At 71.7% G+C, this 18,161-nt stretch carries 23 protein-coding genes and 2 pseudogenes; 11 read left to right on the top strand and 14 right to left on the bottom strand.

Features of this window, described 5'->3' with window-relative positions:
- Positions 1-73: 73 nt before the first annotated feature.
- Both ACZ4WZ_RS20280 and ACZ4WZ_RS20285 read right to left on the bottom strand, forming a co-directional pair.
- Positions 74-1,618, bottom strand: coding sequence for a hypothetical protein (locus tag ACZ4WZ_RS20280; RefSeq protein ID WP_467892191.1), 1,545 nt, complete (start codon positions 1,616-1,618; stop codon positions 74-76).
- Positions 1,619-2,508: 890 nt separating this feature from the next.
- Positions 2,509-2,955 carry a hypothetical protein gene (locus ACZ4WZ_RS20285; protein WP_467892193.1) on the bottom strand — a complete coding sequence of 149 codons (447 nt, stop codon included), beginning with the start codon at positions 2,953-2,955 and terminating at the stop codon, positions 2,509-2,511.
- Between the two features lie 401 nt (positions 2,956-3,356).
- On the opposite strand from ACZ4WZ_RS20285, the gene ACZ4WZ_RS20290 reads away from it, so the two are divergent.
- Positions 3,357-3,737 carry an STAS domain-containing protein gene (locus tag ACZ4WZ_RS20290; protein ID WP_467892195.1) on the top strand — a complete coding sequence of 127 codons (381 nt, stop codon included), beginning with the start codon at positions 3,357-3,359 and terminating at the stop codon, positions 3,735-3,737.
- A 106-nt stretch (positions 3,738-3,843) separates the two neighbouring features.
- Here ACZ4WZ_RS20290 and ACZ4WZ_RS20295 read toward each other — a convergent pair whose 3' ends face one another.
- Positions 3,844-4,017 (bottom strand): CsbD family protein, encoded by a 174-nt coding sequence (locus tag ACZ4WZ_RS20295; protein ID WP_467892197.1) that lies wholly within the window; start codon positions 4,015-4,017, stop codon positions 3,844-3,846.
- 172 nt (positions 4,018-4,189) lie between these two features.
- On the opposite strand from ACZ4WZ_RS20295, the gene ACZ4WZ_RS20300 reads away from it, so the two are divergent.
- Positions 4,190-4,375 (top strand): hypothetical protein, encoded by a 186-nt coding sequence (locus ACZ4WZ_RS20300; protein ID WP_388944296.1) that lies wholly within the window; start codon positions 4,190-4,192, stop codon positions 4,373-4,375.
- A gap of 26 nt (positions 4,376-4,401) precedes the next feature.
- On the opposite strand, the gene ACZ4WZ_RS20305 is transcribed toward ACZ4WZ_RS20300, so the two are convergent.
- Positions 4,402-5,025, bottom strand: coding sequence for a TetR family transcriptional regulator (locus tag ACZ4WZ_RS20305; RefSeq protein ID WP_467892199.1), 624 nt, complete (start codon positions 5,023-5,025; stop codon positions 4,402-4,404).
- 98 nt (positions 5,026-5,123) lie between these two features.
- Here ACZ4WZ_RS20305 and ACZ4WZ_RS20310 point away from each other — a divergent pair, with 98 nt between their 5' ends.
- Both ACZ4WZ_RS20310 and ACZ4WZ_RS20315 read left to right on the top strand, forming a co-directional pair.
- Positions 5,124-5,315, top strand: a complete 192-nt coding sequence (locus ACZ4WZ_RS20310) for a hypothetical protein (RefSeq protein ID WP_467892201.1) — start codon at positions 5,124-5,126, stop codon at positions 5,313-5,315.
- Positions 5,312-5,593: a DUF4190 domain-containing protein gene (locus tag ACZ4WZ_RS20315; protein ID WP_467892203.1), complete on the top strand. Its 282-nt coding sequence runs from the start codon at positions 5,312-5,314 to the stop codon at positions 5,591-5,593. The genes ACZ4WZ_RS20310 and ACZ4WZ_RS20315 overlap by 4 nt, the downstream gene beginning before the upstream one ends.
- A gap of 8 nt (positions 5,594-5,601) precedes the next feature.
- On the opposite strand, the pseudogene ACZ4WZ_RS20320 reads toward ACZ4WZ_RS20315, so the two are convergent.
- Positions 5,602-5,949 (bottom strand): annotated as a pseudogene (locus tag ACZ4WZ_RS20320) (transposase); the annotation flags it as partial.
- 29 nt (positions 5,950-5,978) lie between these two features.
- On the opposite strand from ACZ4WZ_RS20320, the gene ACZ4WZ_RS20325 reads away from it, so the two are divergent.
- Together ACZ4WZ_RS20325 and ACZ4WZ_RS20330 are read left to right on the top strand one after the other, a co-directional pair.
- Complete coding sequence (locus ACZ4WZ_RS20325; protein ID WP_467892206.1) at positions 5,979-6,143, top strand: hypothetical protein; 165 nt, start codon at positions 5,979-5,981, stop codon at positions 6,141-6,143.
- 630 nt (positions 6,144-6,773) lie between these two features.
- On the top strand, positions 6,774-7,058 hold the full coding sequence (locus tag ACZ4WZ_RS20330; RefSeq protein ID WP_467892208.1) for a chaplin: 285 nt from the start codon (positions 6,774-6,776) through the stop codon (positions 7,056-7,058).
- Between the two features lie 197 nt (positions 7,059-7,255).
- Here the strand turns inward: ACZ4WZ_RS20330 and ACZ4WZ_RS20335 are convergent, their stop codons facing one another.
- The 3 genes and pseudogenes from ACZ4WZ_RS20335 to ACZ4WZ_RS20345 all read right to left on the bottom strand — a co-directional run bounded on the left by ACZ4WZ_RS20335 (position 7,256) and on the right by ACZ4WZ_RS20345 (position 8,296).
- Positions 7,256-7,408 (bottom strand): hypothetical protein, encoded by a 153-nt coding sequence (locus ACZ4WZ_RS20335; protein ID WP_467892423.1) that lies wholly within the window; start codon positions 7,406-7,408, stop codon positions 7,256-7,258.
- A gap of 6 nt (positions 7,409-7,414) precedes the next feature.
- Positions 7,415-7,591 (bottom strand): annotated as a pseudogene (locus ACZ4WZ_RS20340) (hypothetical protein); the annotation flags it as partial.
- Positions 7,592-8,122: 531 nt separating this feature from the next.
- Positions 8,123-8,296 (bottom strand): DUF6233 domain-containing protein, encoded by a 174-nt coding sequence (locus tag ACZ4WZ_RS20345; RefSeq protein ID WP_467892417.1) that lies wholly within the window; start codon positions 8,294-8,296, stop codon positions 8,123-8,125.
- 209 nt (positions 8,297-8,505) lie between these two features.
- Between ACZ4WZ_RS20345 and ACZ4WZ_RS20350 the strand changes: the two genes are divergently transcribed.
- Complete coding sequence (locus ACZ4WZ_RS20350; RefSeq protein ID WP_362628075.1) at positions 8,506-8,724, top strand: hypothetical protein; 219 nt, start codon at positions 8,506-8,508, stop codon at positions 8,722-8,724.
- A gap of 837 nt (positions 8,725-9,561) precedes the next feature.
- On the opposite strand, the gene ACZ4WZ_RS20355 is transcribed toward ACZ4WZ_RS20350, so the two are convergent.
- Positions 9,562-9,870, bottom strand: a complete 309-nt coding sequence (locus ACZ4WZ_RS20355; protein ID WP_467892210.1) for a hypothetical protein — start codon at positions 9,868-9,870, stop codon at positions 9,562-9,564.
- 378 nt (positions 9,871-10,248) lie between these two features.
- On the opposite strand from ACZ4WZ_RS20355, the gene ACZ4WZ_RS20360 reads away from it, so the two are divergent.
- Positions 10,249-10,419 carry a hypothetical protein gene (locus tag ACZ4WZ_RS20360; protein ID WP_467892212.1) on the top strand — a complete coding sequence of 57 codons (171 nt, stop codon included), beginning with the start codon at positions 10,249-10,251 and terminating at the stop codon, positions 10,417-10,419.
- A 337-nt stretch (positions 10,420-10,756) separates the two neighbouring features.
- Here ACZ4WZ_RS20360 and ACZ4WZ_RS20365 read toward each other — a convergent pair whose 3' ends face one another.
- The 4 genes from ACZ4WZ_RS20365 to ACZ4WZ_RS20380 all read right to left on the bottom strand — a co-directional run bounded on the left by ACZ4WZ_RS20365 (position 10,757) and on the right by ACZ4WZ_RS20380 (position 14,706).
- Entirely contained in the window at positions 10,757-11,500 is a 744-nt protein-coding gene (locus ACZ4WZ_RS20365) for a nucleotidyltransferase domain-containing protein (protein WP_467892215.1), read from the bottom strand.
- 432 nt (positions 11,501-11,932) lie between these two features.
- Positions 11,933-13,174 (bottom strand): threonine synthase, encoded by a 1,242-nt coding sequence (locus ACZ4WZ_RS20370; protein ID WP_467892217.1) that lies wholly within the window; start codon positions 13,172-13,174, stop codon positions 11,933-11,935.
- Positions 13,175-13,507: 333 nt separating this feature from the next.
- Positions 13,508-14,437, bottom strand: coding sequence for a helix-turn-helix domain-containing protein (locus ACZ4WZ_RS20375; RefSeq protein ID WP_467892219.1), 930 nt, complete (start codon positions 14,435-14,437; stop codon positions 13,508-13,510).
- Entirely contained in the window at positions 14,434-14,706 is a 273-nt protein-coding gene (locus ACZ4WZ_RS20380) for a hypothetical protein (RefSeq protein ID WP_467892221.1), read from the bottom strand. The genes ACZ4WZ_RS20375 and ACZ4WZ_RS20380 overlap by 4 nt, the downstream gene beginning before the upstream one ends.
- A gap of 456 nt (positions 14,707-15,162) precedes the next feature.
- Here ACZ4WZ_RS20380 and ACZ4WZ_RS20385 point away from each other — a divergent pair, with 456 nt between their 5' ends.
- Both ACZ4WZ_RS20385 and ACZ4WZ_RS20390 read left to right on the top strand, forming a co-directional pair.
- The gene (locus ACZ4WZ_RS20385) at positions 15,163-15,663 is read left to right on the top strand and encodes a hypothetical protein (protein WP_467892223.1); all 501 of its coding nucleotides are present in this window, start codon (positions 15,163-15,165) and stop codon (positions 15,661-15,663) included.
- A 6-nt stretch (positions 15,664-15,669) separates the two neighbouring features.
- Positions 15,670-15,822, top strand: a complete 153-nt coding sequence (locus ACZ4WZ_RS20390) for a hypothetical protein (RefSeq protein WP_467892225.1) — start codon at positions 15,670-15,672, stop codon at positions 15,820-15,822.
- A 324-nt stretch (positions 15,823-16,146) separates the two neighbouring features.
- Here the strand turns inward: ACZ4WZ_RS20390 and rarD are convergent, their stop codons facing one another.
- Complete coding sequence (rarD, locus tag ACZ4WZ_RS20395) at positions 16,147-17,082, bottom strand: EamA family transporter RarD (protein ID WP_467892227.1); 936 nt, start codon at positions 17,080-17,082, stop codon at positions 16,147-16,149.
- Between the two features lie 137 nt (positions 17,083-17,219).
- Between rarD and ACZ4WZ_RS20400 the strand changes: the two genes are divergently transcribed.
- Positions 17,220-18,125, top strand: coding sequence for a LysR family transcriptional regulator (locus ACZ4WZ_RS20400; RefSeq protein ID WP_467892229.1), 906 nt, complete (start codon positions 17,220-17,222; stop codon positions 18,123-18,125).
- Positions 18,126-18,161: the final 36 nt, after the last annotated feature.

The following is an 18,161-nucleotide window of genomic DNA, read 5'->3' on the forward strand; positions in this document are numbered from 1 at the left end:
CGCTCCGCGATGGACACCGCCCTCGGCACCATCCTGACCAGCGGGCGGGCCTGGCTTGCCCAAGGCTTCCGGGCTACTGGGTGTCGGCTGCGGGGAGGGGGCAGGTGAGGGGGAGGACCCGTTCGGTGAGCTGCCCGCTGAGCTGGGTGCTGGTGAGGGCGGCTGCGGTGAGCCAGTCCGCTGCGGTCAGCTGGTCGACCAGCTGCTGCAGCTCGTCGGAGTCGACCTGGACCCGGGCGGCGAGGGCGTTTAGGGCGATGCCGTGACCGCCGGGGCCGAGGGATCCCGATGCGCTGCTCTGGGTTGCCAGCGTCAGGGCGAGCAGCCGGGCGCCGGCGGTGGCTTTGGCCTTGCGGAGCTTCTTGTCCGAGACGACGCTCTGAGCCCAGCCGGAGAGCTTGGGCCGCATCTTCTTGCCGAACGTGAACGGGCCCGTCCCGTCCTCACCGGGTGCTAGGGAGGGGACGGTGACCGGGGTGGGGTTCGCCGGCCGGGAGGCGAGCAGGTCGCCGACGGTGCCGGGCAGCTGAAGCCAGCCACGGCCGGCCAGCCTCTCGACCAGGTCCTTGGGCTCGGTCAGCCCCAGCGCGGTGATGTCCTGGCCGACGAGGTTGCCGCTGCCGGTGTGCGCGGTGCGCAGGGTCAGCATCAGCACCAGCAGCCGTGCTTCCGGACCCGGCAGCGGGGAGTGGTCGGCCACGTACGCCAGCACAGAACGGGCGTGCTCCCACTGCGCCGCGACGGTCAGCAGCCGGGCTACGGCCGGCCCGTCGTCGCTGGTGATGCCACCGGTGCGCTGTTGGTGCTGGAGGCGGGCGGTGGCAGCGGCCTGCTCGGCCCGCCGGGCCTCCCATCGCAGGGCACCTTCGCAGGTGGCATCGGCCCAGGCGGTGAAGGCGCGGGCCTTGCGTTCCTGGAGTTCGGCGAGCAGCGCGAGATCCGGCTCGGTCCGCTGCTGGTAGGCACGGAAGAGATCCCCCAGTTCGACGAGTTCATCCCGAAGGGTGACGGGTCGCAGGTCGTGGGGGATGACCCGTTGCGCGATCTTCGCCTGCGGCGGGCGGTTGCGCGCAGGTGCCGAGCGGGGCGCCGGCACCTCCCGCAGACCTGCCGCCGGTGCGGAGGGGTGGCAGAACTGCGGGGTGCTCGTGGGAGCGGTTGCCGGGCGTTCGGCAGTGGCCGGGCCGGTGGCAGCCGGGGCCGCGAGGATGACCTTCGCGCCGGGCGTGGCGGCCGCGCAGCGGGAACAGCACTCCAGTACCTGCCACCAGCGCCCTTCCCGATCGGCGACCACGGCCAGGACGATCGCGCCGCCGCACCGCCAGGGCTGCGCGCGCTCATGTCGGCTGGTGGGCCGCAGGTGGGCACGGCAGTTGTCGGCCCGGCACGCGCAGTACGCGTCGGGCCGGGGAGCGGGTGCCGTCCGTAGGTGGGACGCGACGTGGGCTGCTGCGGCCGTGCGGCCGGCGGCCGCGGACGGCAGACGCTGATCGGCACAGGACGGTCGGCTGCACGAGACGCGCACCGCCGCACTGCCACGGCCGGCGGGGTCCAGACGCACGGTCCAGCGGCGCCCCAGCACCCGCTCGTCCAGCTCGCCTGTCACAGCCTCCGTCACCCCGTCCTCCTCCGCCCTGTCCTCACGGCCGACGCCCGTTCCTTCTCGCGTTCGGCGCGCGGGCCCACCGTACCGACAGGCAGCCCGGTGACTGGGGAACTCGCTGACGGCCCGCCGCAGCGGTAGGCCGGCCCACGCCTGTCGTGGACAGCTGGTTGTCCACCCCGCCGATGGGCGAGGGGAGCGGCTGCCACCGGCGGGTGCGGGGTCCAGGGAGTCCAGGAACTGCCCAAATGTCGCTCTTCGTTGTACTCGAAGGTCATCGCGGCGGCGAGCACCGCCCACCGGTCGGTGCTTCATCCGCAGCGGTCGAGCAGGATCCTCGTCGGAGGTGATCTGGATCAGGTGCTCCGGGGTGTGGTGACGGGACTTGACGACAGCCCGGTAGACCTCGCAGCCGCCCGGTAGTCACCAGCGGCCGCGGGATCGTTCGGCACCGAGCTGGACCTCGCGTCGGCACTCGCGGCAATCCGGCAAGCCGCTCACGCGCTGGCCCTCCCGCTCCGCCCAACGGAAGCCGCACAGCGACATGGACAGACCTCCCGCGGGATCAACGGAACTCCAGCAGCAGCCGCTCCAGGTCGTGCCGCCCCACCCGCAGGGTGTCGCTCCCGTCGTCGTGCTCGTCGTTGGGGGTGATCTTCACGGGAGTTCGGCCCGCAGCGCGGGAGTGAGCACGAGCCCCGTGTGGGGCGGTGCAGTCCGGACGCTCGCCGCTCGGGCCGGGTGGCCGGTCCGACTACCAGCCGGCCGAGGGCTGCTCGGGCGGCGTCACCCGCCTGCCGTAGGGGCGGCAAGACCCGCGTGAGCACTGCAGCCGCAGTTGCGTTGATCCGCGACTACCGGACCGATCAAGCACACGCCTGTTACCCCGCTGGAGCAGGTTGCTGCTACACGAGCTTGAACCTGACCGGCGCCACGGATGGTACGGAGATCGTGTCGCCCTCAGCGAGACCCTGGGGGTCCTCGTAATCGACGGGGAGCACGATCAACATCATGCGGGGCCGCGGCAGCCACCCAACGTCTTGAGGTGGATCGCAATTCCCGATGTCGATCACCCGTACCAACTGCTCGGGAATACCCACGCCGCAGCTGTCGCCCGCAGAGAGCGTCCAGGGGGCAGGATCGGTCTGGAAGAGGCTGAGCCGAGACTCGGAGGAGCCTTGCCTCCGAGGGATGGCGTACTGTCCGTTCCACCGGACTTCAGAGTCAGGATCGATCTGCTCCCATGGCCAGACGATGGACACGTGCCAGTCCGAGATCTCGACCACCCGTGTGGGAGTGAAGGCGCAGCTGACACGCAAGATGTCGCCCACCTTGATCGTCTCGTCGTTCATGATCGATCTGTCGCTCCCTTCCGTGTGAACTGCACGGTAGCGCGCGGTTGGCGTGAGCGGCTCCGGGCGGGAGCTGCGATGGGGTGAGAGACCATGGGGCCTTAGGGTCCGTCTTCAAATTGATCTTGCCCAGAGCAGGATTGATGCGAGCGTGACCGCTGTTTCGAAGGAGGTGGCGGTCTTCTCGTATCGGGTGGCGATGCCGCGGAAGCCCTTGAGTTCCTCACGCCCCGCGAAGTGGCGCAACTCCAGGCGCCCCTGACGGCCTGGCCGCGCCACCGCCGGCACCCGGGGACGGGCGCCGGCGCAGGATGAGCACGCCCTCGAAAGGCGATCCGGGCCGGGGCGCCGGTCCCGGCCGGAACCACCTGCCGCCACCGGCTGGTTGTCGGCTGCCGACGGTGGGCATCCTGGTGAGGGGCCGGACCGGTGGCGGATGCGGGGTGGGGCTGGTGGAGCAGCGGGTCGAGGTCCTCTGCGACGAGCCCGGCGCGCGGGTCATCGTCTGCTCCGGCGAGTTCGACCAAGACACCCTCGGGCCTCTGCGGTCGGCCGCCGAGGCCGCGGTGGCCGATGCGGCCGTGCGGTGGATCGCGCTCGACGTCACCGGCCTGGAGTTCGCGGACTCTACCCTCCTCAACCTGCTGCTGTGGCTGCTGCGTACGGGGCGTCTGGTCCTCATCGGTCCCACTCCGCACCGCCTGAACCGGGTGCTCGACCTGACCCAGGCCGGCGACCTCTTCCGGATCGTGGACAGCGTGGAAGAGGCGCGCCTGCTGTAGCGGCGGCGCGGGGCCCGACGGCCGCGGGGTGCTCCCGGGCACGGCGAGGCCCCCGACCCAGGGGGAGGGGGTCGGGGCCCGGCCGTGCAAGGGCACCTGCGCCGGATCAGTGGCGGAAGGCGTCCTTGGTCTTCTCCTTGGCCTGGCGTGCGTCGCCCTTGGACTGGTCGGCGCGGCCCTCGGCGACCATACGGTCGTTGCCGACGGCGCGGCCGACGGCTTCCTCGGCCTTGCCCTTGGCCTGCTCGGCGTGTGCCTTGGCCTTCTGTTCACCCGACATGGGGACCTCCTCGTAGATGTACCGGCTCGGTCGTGAACGCTCTCTTGCTCGCGTCCGGCGACCGTAAACCCCCGGTTGTGGAACGAGACCGGCCCGCGGGGCGACGTGCATGGGCCCCGGGGCTCGGGGCACAGGCCCGTGAGGACGGTTCGTCGCTCAGGAGGTGGTGGCGGTGCGCGCTACGAAGGTGTTGGACTCCTTTCCCGCCGGTCATCCGCACGGAAGCTGGTTCGCCGAGGAGTACGCGGCCCGGTGCCGGGAGCGGGGCGAGCGGGCGACCGTGGTGATGGACCTGGAGAGGGACGCCTTCCTGGTCGTGGCCCCGGACCCGGACGCGGCGCGGAACCCGGCCGCGTAAGAACGTCCCCAGGCCGCCCCGCCACGTCACCCGGCCCAGTGCACCCGCCCCAGATGGATCAGGCGGAGCTGGCGGCGGGCCGTGCCGAGGGCGGCCGTCCAGTCCTCGCCCCGCAACGAGGCGGCGAGGAACGCCGAGGCCGTCATGAACATGTGGTCCACCAGGAGCCGCGAGAGCATCATCACGTCGTCGGCGTCCCAGTCCGCGCTCAGGGGATCGGCCCCGAGCGCGGCCCCTATCTCCTCGGCGAAGGCGTCGAGTTGCCCGGCGATGGCCTCGCGTACCGCCGGTACCCCGCCGTGGCGCTCGCGCACCAGGAAACGGACGTGCGCGGGCCGGCTGCGCACCAGTTCGGCGATGAGCCCCACCGCGGCGTCACCGCGCTGCTCGGCGTCCCCGGTCGCGGCGAGGATGCCGCGCACCGTCTCGTGCAGGCTCGCCAGCGCCTCCTCGACCAGCGCGGCTCCCAGGTCGCCCACGCCCCGGAAGTGGCGGTAGAAGGCGGTGGGAGTGACCCCGGCTGCCCGGGCGATCTCTCTGAGGCCGAGACTGCCGAGGCTGCGCTCCTCCAGCTCCGACAAGGCCGCGTCGAGGAGGGCGCGCCGGGTCCGGCGGCGCTGGGTCTCGCGGACCCCGGTGTGCGGACACATGACGCGAAGTCAACCGCGTCACATCGGGCGGCGCCAGCATGAGGCAAACTGAACTGGGTAGTCAGTGTACAACTGTTACCTCAATAGGAGGACGTCTCATGCTCTTCCTCGTAGGTGCGTTGCTGGTGTTCGGGGTCGTCCTCGGCACCGTGGCTCACGTTCCCGTTCCCGTCAGCGTGGTGGCCGGCCTGGCCATCGCCCTCTGGCTCGCCGTCTTCCTCGCGCGCGAGCGCTCCTCGGACCGCCGCCTGCCAGGACTGCCGCACTCCGGACGAGGGGGCCGGCGATGAGCTCTCGAACCGAGTCCCCCGCCCGCACCGCGACCCGGGTCCGCGCCCGGGACGGCGACGCGATGGCCGTCGCGGCCTTCGTCCTGGGCCTCGTGGGCCTGCTCGTGATGAACCTGCTCCTCGGTCCGACCGCCGTCGTCCTCGGCGTACTCGCCCTTCGGCGGCACACGGCCCGGCCAAGCCGGGCCCGCCTGGGCATCGCGCTGGGCGTGGCGGACCTGGTGGTTCTCGCCTGTCTCGTCACCGCCGACGAGACGTGGTCGTGGAACGTGACCTGACGCTCCCCAGCAGCGTCGCAGGTGGGAGTAGTCGTAACCCTTGTTGCCGTGGAGCTTTCCCGGCTTGCGCCGCCGGGGTCCTCGGCGGGACCGGATCGGCGGTATGCCCTTCACTAGTGGGACGAGTGCCTGGCTGTCGTGCAGGTTCGCCGCAGAGATCCCGGCAGAGATGGGCAGACCGGTCCGTTCGGTGATCAGGTGGATCTTTGAACCGTACTTGCCCCGGTCGGCAGGTTTCGGACCCGTCAGGTCCCCCTTTTCGTCGTCCGCGTGCTCACCGAGTCGATCGCGCAGCGGGACCAGTCCAGCTCGCCCCGGGAGCCGATCTCGTCGAGGACCAGGCGGTAGAGCTTGGCGCCGTCGGCGCCCCAACTTCCAGGACCCGGTGGGCGGCACGGACGTGCATCCGCAGTTCGACCGCCGCCAGGTCGTCGCCCGGCTCCTCGCCCACGACAAGATCGAGGCACCCGCGGGGCCGACGGTGGCCTCGCTGGTGCTGGCCGGCCCAAGGGCGGTACCCACCGGTTCCGGCTCGACGACCCACCTCTGACTCTGGCCGAGGACGCCGATGGTGAGGATCAGTTGTCCGGTTGGTCCACCGACGCGGACGCCGACGCGCTGGCGGCCGAGGAGCTCGGGGCATCGGTGCGCCGGCTGACCGCGCCGGGCACGGGCCCGTTGGCGGTGCTGGGGGAGGTACGGATGATCGACCGGCTCCGTTCGGGGCCGGGCGGCCTGCGGGTGACGCTGGCGTGGCCGGCCGGCCTGCGGGGCGCCGCTGCGGAGAGGTCGGCCGGCGGCGTGGTCCGTCACGGGATGGCGTACGCCGACCCGGGGGCGGAGTGCGTGTTGCGAGCGGCACACTGCGACGGCGTCGTTCCGGTCGGCTGGTGCCGGGAGCACGGGCGGGCTGTCGAGCCGGTGATGGAGTGGCACCCCGGCGGCGGGATCCGCTGCACGGGGTTGACCCGGCGGCGTACCGGCGCTCGACCTTCGGCAAAGCCCAGTGCAGCACGAAGGAATGCAGCCATCGCCGTAGCCGCCTCGCTCTGGATTGGCCAGGCGGGCAGAGTTCACCGGTTCGGCCCATCGTCCGTGACGGGCGGGCGCCTACCGCCGTTGTGGGGGACGTCGTCCGTGCCGTACCTCCCTGCGGCAGAGTGAGTTCAAGGAGATCTTGATGTCCCGTATTGCCAAGGCCGTAGCCGTTACCGCCGCCACTGGCGCCGTCCTGGCAGGCGGGGCCGGCATGGCCGCCGCCGACGCCACGGCAGAGGGCGCTGCCATCGGCTCTCCGGGTGTCCTGTCCGGCAACGTCGTCCAGGTGCCCATCCACATCCCGGTCAACGTCTGCGGCAACACCGTCAACATCGTCGGCATCCTCAACCCCGCCTTCGGCAACACCTGCATCAACAACGGCGGCTCGGACGGGCACCACAAGGCCGACCACCACGGCAAGCACTGACAGCACCAGGTCCTCGACCAGGCGCAGCGCACAGCCTGGTGTAGAACGGTCTCCCCTCATCCTCCATGGGGAGGCCGTTCTCATGACGGGGCCAGCCAGCGTCGGCGAGTGTCACCTCACGCGAGTGCGGGCGCGTGCACTGCCCGAGCGGCAAGAGGCCCCCAACAGCGCCGGGCACCTCGCCGGGGCGGTGCCGGTCAGGGCAGGAAGTTCTTCTGCCGCTCCAGCGACGGCATCGACAGCGCCGCGTTGGAGAGGGCCTTCGCGGACGGCTTGAACGAGGCGAGGCTGGTGTCGATCCAGTTCTGGGTGAGGCTGTGGCTCTGCTCCCGGTACTCGACCGCCTGCACGAGGCACTCGAGCTTGTCGGCGTCGCGAGCGACGATCGCCTCCGGGGTCTCGCCGGCCTCGAACTCGCCGACCGCGCCTGCACTCCGGCCCGGACCGCCGGGTGCGCGTTGACGACCTGGTCCGCAGTCAATCTTCCTGATCTTCCCCGAGCTGGTCGCGGAGATCGGCGCCGACACGGCCATCGACCGCGCGGCTGTCTGCCGCAGCCGCGATGGGCGGTGTGGCCGTAACGGGGGATCTGCTGCATGCCACCCCTGGACCGGCGCGAAGTTCTCCTCGGCCTGGGGCACCCGCGCCGTCCTGGACACCACCCTCGTCCAACCGGACCTTGTCGCGGGGATCAGCGCCGACACCTCCGTCGACCGGGGCGGCGTCTACCGGCACCCGATCCGGTACGTGCGCCTGCGCCTGGACACGACCGTCGATGACGTGCCCCGGTTCGGCGGGGCCCGGCCGCAGTGCGGGATGACCGATGACGGCGCTCGGATGGTGAGGCAGCCGGGGGAGTGGAGACGACCCTGCCTCCGGGCGGTGGAACAGGGCCGTCACGCGCGGGCCGCCCCGGAAGATGGGCCGGGGGTCCACGCCAAACCGCTCAACGCCTGCGCTTGGCTCTGGGACACGGGCCGGGGCGTGGCCCCCGCCGCGGCCTTCTGGTGGCCAGAAGCCGCGCCCCTTGCCTCCGAACGTACCTGCCGCCTGAAGGCCGGCGGTCAGCCGCTCATGCCGAGTGCGTCCTCGGGGCTGCAGTAGGGGCAGGGCTCTACGCCCTCCGCGAGCATCAGGCGGGCCTCCTCACGGCCGAGGGGCTTGCAGCCGCTTTGGCATTTCCGCCCAGTCACGCTACGCCCTGAGCGTTCTACTTGGCCTTCTCCGGGCGTGGTCATCACGAAGCGCGGTCAGAGCTACCGGCAGGGCTCAGCCGCGAGCTCGCCGGTCAGCGGACTCCCCAGGCGCGCCAAGGCCTGTAGGCGTTCAGCGCAGCACCCTGCCACTTCCCCGGAATCACCCGATTGGACTAGTCATGCATGCCACGGACACCCCGCGCAGTCATCCTGGGAAGGCCCCAACGGGCTAACCCCGAGAGGAGTAAGGCATGCGCGTTCGACGACTACTCGGCCTGGCGCTCGCAACCCTGGCCTTCGCAGGAATGAGCGCCACCGGGTCCTTCGCGGCCGAGGCTGCCACACCCCAGGTTTCCTCGGCGGACTGCAAGTACGGCGGCGGAAACCCGGTGAAACACAGCAGCGGCTACTGGTACTGCCAGGGCGGCACGTACTCCGGCCAGCGGATCTACGACAGCAGCGGTTACTGACCACACACGAGCCCGGGTCATCGGCCCACTGCCGGTGACCCGAGGCGGCGCTGGTGCTGTCGGCGGCCTGCTCCTCGGTCATGAGCATGAGCCGCATCCGGATGGCGCCCGCACACTCTTGTCATCGTCCTTGACCCCAGGATCGGACCGCAGGCTTCCGAGCCCGCTGGTCCGGGCGCTTGAGAACAGGTGGCGAAGCAACCTCTGCATCCGCTCGAGCGCGCGATGGTCGCCTTCTGCAGGCATCCGACAGACATCGACACCGTACGGGCCGTCCTGCAGCGCTCCCCAGAGGTTGAGAAGATCGGCCGCGGGCTGGCCACGTGGGGTCTGGTGGTGGGCGCGGAGCGTCAAATGAACCCCTGCGGGTCGGCGACATCTCCAACAGGCCGAGCTTGCCCCGCGCATGCTGGCGTACGTCTTCCCTCCACACCGGCCACTTCGCTCGGTCCTTGCCCTCGCCCGCCGCCGCGTCAACGTCCTCTGGGCCCTCCTCCGCGACGGACGGTGCTGCGAGCTCACGCCGCCGACCGTCCACGCGGCTTGACAGACGGCATGAGGAATCGACGTCACAGGGCAGTCAGGCCTGGCGTCGCCGGCGGTGCCGGGCAGACGCTGCTGCCGACGGGCGGCGACGTCGGCGGGCTCGACAAACGCGCCAAGTGTTCGCTTCACTACGGAGCGAATAGCGAGCGGGTGGCCTGGGATCCTGTTTCCGAACCGGGACGGGTTCGTGCTGCAGCGCCCCCCACGGCTCGAACGCAGACACCCCTCCATGGCCGCCAGTTGGTGCTCATGAGGGGCGTGCCCTGCGGGTTCCCACGTACGGGTTCTCTACTAGTGGGGGACGAGGACACCTCGGCCGGATTCGAAGACCTCGTTGTGGCCGGGCTCGACCGTGGCCCCCCCGATGAGGTGGCCCGGAGAGCACTGGTTGTCGTCGAACACGAGGACGGTGACGCCGTCGAGGTCATTGTTCACCGACAGGGGCGAGTACAAGCCCGTGTAGCAGCCCTTGCCGGGGTTGTTGTACGTCTTCCCGCTGATGACCAGTGTGCCCTCGGCGGCCCAGGCCGAGCCGGACAGGCTCAGGGCCAGCGAGCCGGCCATGACCAGAGCGCCCAGCACGGTTGCGGCACGTCGCATGCGATCCTCCCTGTGAGCCGGGGGGCGGCCGGACACCACCCTCCTGAAATGCCTCTCAGTATGAGATTTACACAATGGGTAGTATTTCGGCTCGCCGGACGCGGCATCGGGCCCGTGGTGTGGGACCACCGCCGCCGAACCCGCGTGCTGGCGCCGCAGGCACGACGACTTCCCCGGCCCGGTGGCCGGCACGGGCGTGCACCCGCAGTTCGACCGCCGCGCGGTCGGTGTCTGGCTTTTGGCCCACGACAAGATCGAGATCCCCATGGGGCCCACGGTCGCCACGGTGGTGCTGGCCGGGGCCGGGGCGCCACGCACCGGTTCCGCTTCGATGACCCGTGGCTGGCTCTGGCCGACGACGCGGCCGGGGAGGACTGCTTGTCCGGCTGGTCCACCGACGACGACGCCGACGCGCTGGCCGAGCTGGCGGCCGGGGAGTCGGGGGCGTTGCTGCGCCGGCTGGCCGCGGGCACGGGGCCGTTGGCAGTGCTGGGGGAGGTGCGGGTGATCGACGGTTCCGGTCGGGGTCGGCGGGCGGCCTGCGGGTGACGCTCGCGTGGCCGGCCGGCCTGCGAGGCGCGGCCTCGGAGGGGACGGCGGGTGGGGTGGTGCCTCATGGGGTGCCGTACGCCGGCTCGGGGGAAGGGCGCGCGTGCGAGCGTTATGGCTGCGGCGGCCTGGTCCCGGTCGGCTGGTGCGCCGAGCACGGCCGGAGTGGTGAGCCGGTGATGGAGTGGCATCCCGGAGGCGGGGTCCACTGCATGGATCTGGCGGCCCGGGCGGGGGCTGCGGCGCGCTGCTGACCGGAACGCTGGCGGGTGGCTTTGCCTATGAGCGAAGTTATGGACAGCGTTGCCAGCTGTCCGGTGTGCGGTGGCAGTCTGTGTCAGCGTGCCGCGGCAACCGAGTCGTTGGTGCCGTGCCAGGTCCTGCGGTAGCCCTCGCGGAGGGGGCCGCCAACGAGGTCGAGCACCTTCGACGCTGCGCTGATCAGTGCAGCGGGGTCGCCGGACCCGCACAAGTGGTGGTGTCCTTCGAGAAGGGCGGCTCCGCGTTGTGGGTCGGCTTCCAACAGGCGGCGGGGGAACCACTTCCCGGCGCCGATCCATGCGTGATGGTGGTCGCAGAGCAAATCGGCGGCGGCGCTGAGCACGTACCCGGCCACGGCCAGACGCTCGACGGGCTCGCTCGCGTCGGCGAGGTCGTCCAGCGCATCCGTCAGACCGTAGCGCTTCGTATCGATCGTCTCTGGTTCCAACACGGGCGGACCTTCACGAAGGTCCGCTTCGGCCAGAGCGCGAGCGCGCCCGGCTTCTCCGTCGGTGTCGATCAGGACGAGACCGGAGGCGTACATGTTCTGAAGCACCGCCCGCCGTGCGGCGACGTCTGCGGCGAAGAGCTCCAGGAGACCGGTACGGGTGTGGACGAAGAGTTCTACGACGCGTCCCTCGAACCGGATCGTCTCCCGGTAGGTCACCCCGCCGTCCTCGATGAGCACCGCGATGTCCAAGTCGCTGCTGGCAGTGGCTCTTCCGGTAGCCGTGGAGCCGGCGAGGACGACGGAGAGCGCTTCGGGGAAACGGCTGCGGACGAGACGTCGCGCCTGCTCGATGGGGTCTGCATGCTGCATGAAGGGCAGGGTGCCAGGGTCCTTGACCAGAGGCGAGTCGATTCCGCGCGGCATGGTCCGAGCGACCCGATGCCAACGCGGCGGACCGTCCAGCAGCGCATAACAGAAGTTCGACGGGCACCGGGTGCTGCTGTTGACCCCGGCCAACCCCGGCGGGCGGGTGCTGCCCTCCCGAGCGTGGGGGGTAACGCGACTTCCTGGACGTGGTCTTGACCCGCCCCGAGGCGGTGGCGGAGCTCAGGGCCGACGGCCGTGGTGGCGTCTACCGCCACCCGCTGCGCTCTGCGCCTGGACGTGGGGGTGGAAGACGTGCCGCGGTTTGAGCAGGTCCGGCGGCTGCCGGCTGCGGGTCGGGAGAGGCGCCAACACCGCCATCGGCCGCGGAGTGTGGAGACACCGTCCTGCCCCTGCCCTTCACGGAGCGTGGGCGGGCTATGGCCGGGCCGGGGTGAGCCGGGTCTTCAGCTCCTCCCACGTCAGGTCCACCGGCGCGTGCGTGTCGCGGGCCGTGGCCGTGTCCTTGTAGCCGCTGGACGTGGCCACGCAGACGACGGGGCCGTCCTCGTCGGCCGGGCCGTGGGTGCGCAGGCCCGCGAGGCCGGCCGCCGCGGACACCTCGCACCACAGGCCCTGCGCCGCCAACTCGTCCTGGGCGCGGGTCATCTGGTCGTCGGTCACGGTACGGGCCTCGCCTCTCGTCTCGCGCAGGGCGACGACTGCGCGGTAACCGCTGATCTCGCAGTCGATGGCGTACGCGGCGGTCGGCCCGACCGGGACCCGCGCTGTGTCGGCGCCCGTGCGCATCGCCTGGGTGAGGGCGCCCGCGGCGGCCGGCTCGGTGGCGTACACGCGCGGGACGGCGTCGGTGACGCCGAGCCGGACCAGCTTGAGGAAGCCCTTGGCGACGCCGTACAGCAGCTCGCCGTATCCGGTAGGGAGGTGGACGGCTGCCGGGGCGCGGCCGAGCTCGAGGGCGATTTCGTACGCGATCGTCTTGTACCCCTCGGGTCCGAAGGGGTGGCCGGTGTGCGCGGTGTCGGTGATGCTGCTGACCGGCTGGTAACCGAGCTCGTCGACGATCCGCCGCATCAACGGCCGTACGGATTCGTAGGGGACGGTCAGCACGGTCGCCCCGTAGGCGCGCAGGTGGGAGGCTACGGCCGGGGGCGCGTAGGGGGAGGTGAAGACGGTGCAGGGGAGCCCCGCGCGGGCCGCGTAGGCGGCGGCCGACGCGCCGTGGTTGCCCGAGGACGACACGACGATCCCGCGCGCGCCGGACGCCACGGCGGCGCTCACCGCCACCCGGTTCAGACGATCCTTGTGACTCCAGGTTGGGTTGCGGGACTCGTCCTTGATCCAGACCCCGTCGGCGAGCCGCACCAGCGGTGTGTTTCCCTCGCCGAGCCCCGGCGCGGCGAGCGGGGGGAGAAGCGGCGCCCAGCGTTCCAGGCCATGGGCGGCGGGGCCGGTGAACAGGTCCTCCGGGACGCGGTCGTAGTCGTAGTCGATGTCCAGCGGGTACGCGACGGAGTCGGTGGACGTGCCGGGGTCGCCGGCCGTGAGCGGCGGCCACAGGGGGTGGCGTACGTCGGGGTCGCGGAGGGAACGCTGAGCGCAGGCAAGGGAGTTCACAGGATCATTTTCCTTTGGAACGCGGCAAGGACGCCAGCGCATCGGCCGGGCACCGGGCGGCCCGTTCGACAAGCGCGAGTCCGAAGGGTGTGGGCCCGGGGCGGGTCCTGGACGGTCGACGGGGACCTTCCGTGCGCTTCAGCGGGCGGCCGACTCGCAACGTGAGCGCCGGCGGAGAAACGGACCGCCTCCACGCCGGCCCCAGACGGACTGACCTGCTGCGGGCCTGACCCGCACACGACACCGGCCCCCTTCGTGACACCGCGTCGAGAAGGGGGCCGGAACCATGCCGGGCAGGCGGAGTCGACCGCGTCCTGGCGCACGCAGCACCAGACGGCGGGTGACGAGGACGGCACGGGGCAGCGGTTTTGCCGGCTACCGGTCGTGGGGCGACCGGATCCGCGCGGCGATCGCGGCGAGCCCGGCGCCCAGGGTGCCGCACCCGGCTTCGCCGCCAGGGTCGAACCCCGCTTCGGTGCCGCCGTCATGAGCCTGTCCTGCGCCGGCCTCCGGCCCTTCGAGGACGGCCTCGGCGTCGGCGACCCGGCGCCGGAAGTCGGCTTCCTCCTCGGCGTGCCGCTGCTGGTCGTCCCAGCCGAGCTCCTTCTCGGCGAGCCAGGGCCGGGCGGCTTCATCGCCGAGGCGGCGGTCCTCCTCCCACTCGATCTCCGAGCACCTGTAGGGGAAGGGCCGCGGCGGGCCGAAGAGGATCCACCGGTGTCCGGCCAGGAGCGCGGCGGTGGCCTCAGCGCCGGCGTCGCAGGCGGCGGCGAACCGGGCGAGCTGGTCGGCGGTGGGCATCTGCTGGCCGGTGAGGAGGCGGTGGAGGGTGCTGGGGGTGAGCCCGGGTCCGGCCTTCGCGGCGAGTGCGCGCAGGCGGGGGTCGGGCGCGGTGGCGCGGACACGCCTCATGGCGCGGTTGAGTCCGGCGCGGGTGGTGAAGCGGCCGGGGACGTGCGGGGCGGGCCGGCTCCGCGGCAAGTTGACCGCGCGGTCCGCGGCCTCCCACAGCTCCCCGGCCCTCCGGAGGTCCTTCTCGTCGCCGCCGGCCCCGTACGTGAAGGCGAGGACGGTGCGCAGGGTGGGGAGGCGGCCGTCGAGGGCCTGGCGCAGGGTGCAGGCGGACACCTTGTAGGCGGGGCCGCCGGCGCATGCGCGGTCGGCGAGGTACTGGAAGGTGGCCCGTTTCCCCTCGGCCCGCGCCGCCACGACCGCGGCGGCCTTCTTCCCGCGCAGCCAGCCGCGCAGGGTGGCGAGTTCGACCGGCTTGGCGGCCAGGCGGCCGGCGCCGGGAATACGAGTCACAGGCGGCCGCCGGTGAGCGCGGCGAGCAGACGAACGGCGCGGCCGGGCAGGAGCAGGAGGCCGGCGGCCGCGGTGAGAGTGGTCAGCAGGGCGGGGACGGGACGCTCGAGGACGGCGAGGACGGTCACCGCGGCGATCGCGGTGATGACGATGGCCGCCTCGGCCGCCCCGAGGCGCCCGTACCCGTCCGGCCCCGGGACGCCGACGACGGGAACGGGCGGGGCGGACGGCTCGGGCGAGGACGCGGGGAGGGGCGGGGAAGTGGACATGAGGGCGCCTCCGTGAAGGGAGTTGGGGTGCTGAGCGGTTTCGCGGGCCCGGTGCGTGAGCCGATCGTGGCAGGACACGGGCCCGGGCGCGACCCGCCGACCCGCGGCCACCGCTACCGGCGTGCCTTCTCGACCTTCCACGTCTTCACAGGTCGAGGGGTGGAATCGAGAAGACGCTGTTCCATCTCGAAATGTGGTCCACGTCTCACCAGGGCGCCCTGACCCGCGCCTGGCACACCCCTAACCCCCTGTTGCTCGACAGCAGACCGACGCGGACCTCGGCCCGCTCGCGATCGCCGCCGCCTTCGCCACCGCCCCAGACGTGGGCGTTGCCGACGGTCGGCATTCCACGATTCCGCCGGTCAGCGGAGGAGAGCGGGAAGAGGTTGCAGGGCCCCTTTGCCGGGTTGTCCGGTTCCGCTCCGGTTGCCGGCCCGCGGGCTCTACGGTGCACCGGTGAGCGACCAGACGCCGCCGGCCGGCGAGGACGAACTCCCTGCGGTCGACGAGGTCCTGGCCCAGGCGCTTACCGCGCAGGGCCCGCGGGGCGTACGGGCGCTGGACCTGTTGCGGGATGCGCGGCGGGTCCTTGCCGGTCTCGGTGGAGCGGCCGGGGGAGGTCGCGGAGTCGTGTGCCTGCGGGGCGCGGCCGACGCGCTGCTGAGCCTGCCGGGGCCCGGCCCGCAGGGTCGGGCTGAAGGCGGCCGCCACCAACCTGCTGGACGCCTGGCCGTTGCGCCCGCCCGCCCGCCCGCCCGCCCGCCCGCCCGCATGCCCGCCCGCCCGCCTGCCGCCGTACCGCCGCCCCGCCCTGCCGGCGCGGATCCGGCGGCCGGACCGTTGCGCGGGGAGCTGGCCCAGCCGGGCGGCTACCACCTGGGGCGGGCCGCCAGGATCGCCGAGCGCCTGACGGGGGTCAGGCCCGGCGCCGCCCAGGAGCAGGCCCTGGAGGTGTAGGGCGAGGTGTACGGCAAGACCTCGGGCACCCTGCACGGCGCTGCCGCCGACGCCGGCCGTGCGGCCCACGTTTACGCCGAGGTCCTCGCGGCGGCGCAGGAGTTGCTGGTGCCGCTGCCCCGCCGCGCCGCGGCGGGTTCTCGAGCTGACCTCTCTTGATGCCGACTGGGCATGCGCGGTGTCGGTGGCCGGCCGGGACCGCGATTGGATTCTGGTGGCCGAACGCCTGCTCCAGGCCGCGGTCGACGCCGAACACGAAACGGCCGACCGCATGCGGACCGCGGAGGTTGGCGCCCGCGCCGCCGCGGCCCGGCCCGTCACCGGCCGCCGTCGGGGGGATCACCGTGAACCGGGCCGGGACCGCGTGGGCTTCGAGCCAGTCCCAGCCGGCCCGCGAACCGGTGGAAGACTGCCGGCCGTGTCTGGGTTCGCGAGACATGAGCGGCTGTGCGGCACCCTCGATCTCGGCCCGCAGCCGCTGAGTCACGGGCGTGCGCTGTCGACCTGAGAGGCGGGCTGCTTCGGCGTGGCGGGTTCTTTTGCTGCCGATTCGAACGCGAGAAGAACGAGCCCGGCGCAGATCGGGATGTAGACGAAGGTGTCAGCCGACTGCCACGGCTCGCCCAGGAACGTCAGGGAAACCAGCACCAGCAGCACCGGCTCGACGTAGCTGAGCACCCCGAACAGGGAGAACGGCAGGACACGGCTGGCGGTCAGGTACAGCGCGAACCCGGCGGCACTGAGAAGCCCAAGCAGGACAAGTCCCGCGATCAGCTGTGGGCGGTGGATGACCGTGCCGAGCGACGGCTTGGCCGCCAGGACGAAGACCGAGAAGGGGAGCATCGCGCTGAGCTCGAAGAGCTGGGCCGCGGCTGAGTCCAGGGCGAAGGCGCGCCGGCTGATGAAATAGAGCGGAAGCCCCAGTGCGACGAGCAGGGTGGGCCAGCGCAGCCCGCCGGCGACGACTACGGCCGCCGTGACTCCCGCAGCGGCGCAGAGCACGGCCGCGATCCGCCAGCGGGAGAGCTTCTCGCGGTAGACCGCGACGCTGACCACCACCATGACCAGCGGCAGGATGAGATAGCCCAGCGACAGATCGAGGCCGTGCCCGCTCTGGGGCGCCCATCCGAAAAGCCACAGTTGCAGCCCCAGGAGAGCGGCGTCCACGACCAGGACGCCGGCCAGATGCGGTGTTGCGCGCAGACGGCCGACCAGCGCCGCGGCCTGGTCCCACATCCGCGCCGCGCAGAAGAAGGCAGCCAGGAAGGCGACCATCGCGATGATGCGGTATCCCAGGATCTGCTCGGGATCCAGCGGCAGAAGGTGCGGGGGGATCATGAAAATGATCCCGAAGATGACCGACGCTCCGACCGAGGACGAAATCCCGGACGCAGGGGCGGAGGGGATGCGCGCGTTCATGTGAGCGTAAGTGCTTTCCGTTGGCGGCGGGGAGCGTGAGATGCCCCTGGGACCGACCAGCGGCGACCTCCAGCGTCCCCCACCCCGCCGGTAAGGACCAGCGATGAATAATGGAGCTGATTGATTAGGATGTGTGGATGGTCTTGTCTGATCTCCGCCGCCTGAGGATGCTTCGCGAACTCGCCGAGCGGGGGACCCTCGCCGCCGTGGCCGCCGCGATCGGCTACAGCCCCTCGGCGGTCTCCCAGCAGCTGGCAGTACTGGAGCGGGAAGCCGGTGCCCGCCTGGTCGAGCCGGCCGGGCGGGGAGTCCGGCTCACCGACGCCGGAAAAGTGCTCGCCCGTCACGCCACCGTCCTGCTGAACGTCGCCGAAACCGCCGAAACCGAACTGGCGAACCTGACCCAGGAAGTCCGCGGCAGGATCCGAGCCGTGGGCCTGCAATCGGCAGCCCGCCGTCTGCTCATCCCCGCGCTGGTGGAAGTGGCACGCTCGCACCCACTCGTCGAGGTCGAGATCACCGAACTCGAACTCGAAGTGGCCCTGCCCGAGCTGCGCCTGGGAACCGTCGACCTTGTCATCAGCGACGAGTACGAAGGCCATCCCCGCCCGCGCCCCGACGGCGTGGACCATCACCTGCTCCTTCACGAAGGGACACGCCTGGTTCTGCCGGCAGGGCATCCACTCGCCTCCCGCCCCGGGCCCGTTGCTCTTTCCTCGCTGCGCCACGAGGTATGGGCTTCCTCAAGCAGCGGAACCGGACACCACGCAATGATCATCGGGACCTGCCGGGCGCACGGAGGATTCGACCCCGACCTCCGACACCGATCCAACGATGCCGACGTCCAGCTCGAACTCGTCCGCAGCGCAGGCGCGGTGACCCTGCTGCCCGACCTGACCCTGCCAGCCGCAGACCCGCGCCTGGCCATTCGCGACGTCGCCGGTACCAGCCTGACCCGACGGCTCTACGCCGTGACCCGCCAACAGTCCCAAACCTCACCAGCGCTCAACGCCTACATCGAAGCCCTGCACCAGCAGAGCTGATCCTGCCTGCGCCTGAACTCCGGTCGCCGGAGTGAT

It is taken from the genome of Streptomyces sp. NPDC029122, assembly GCF_055569445.1.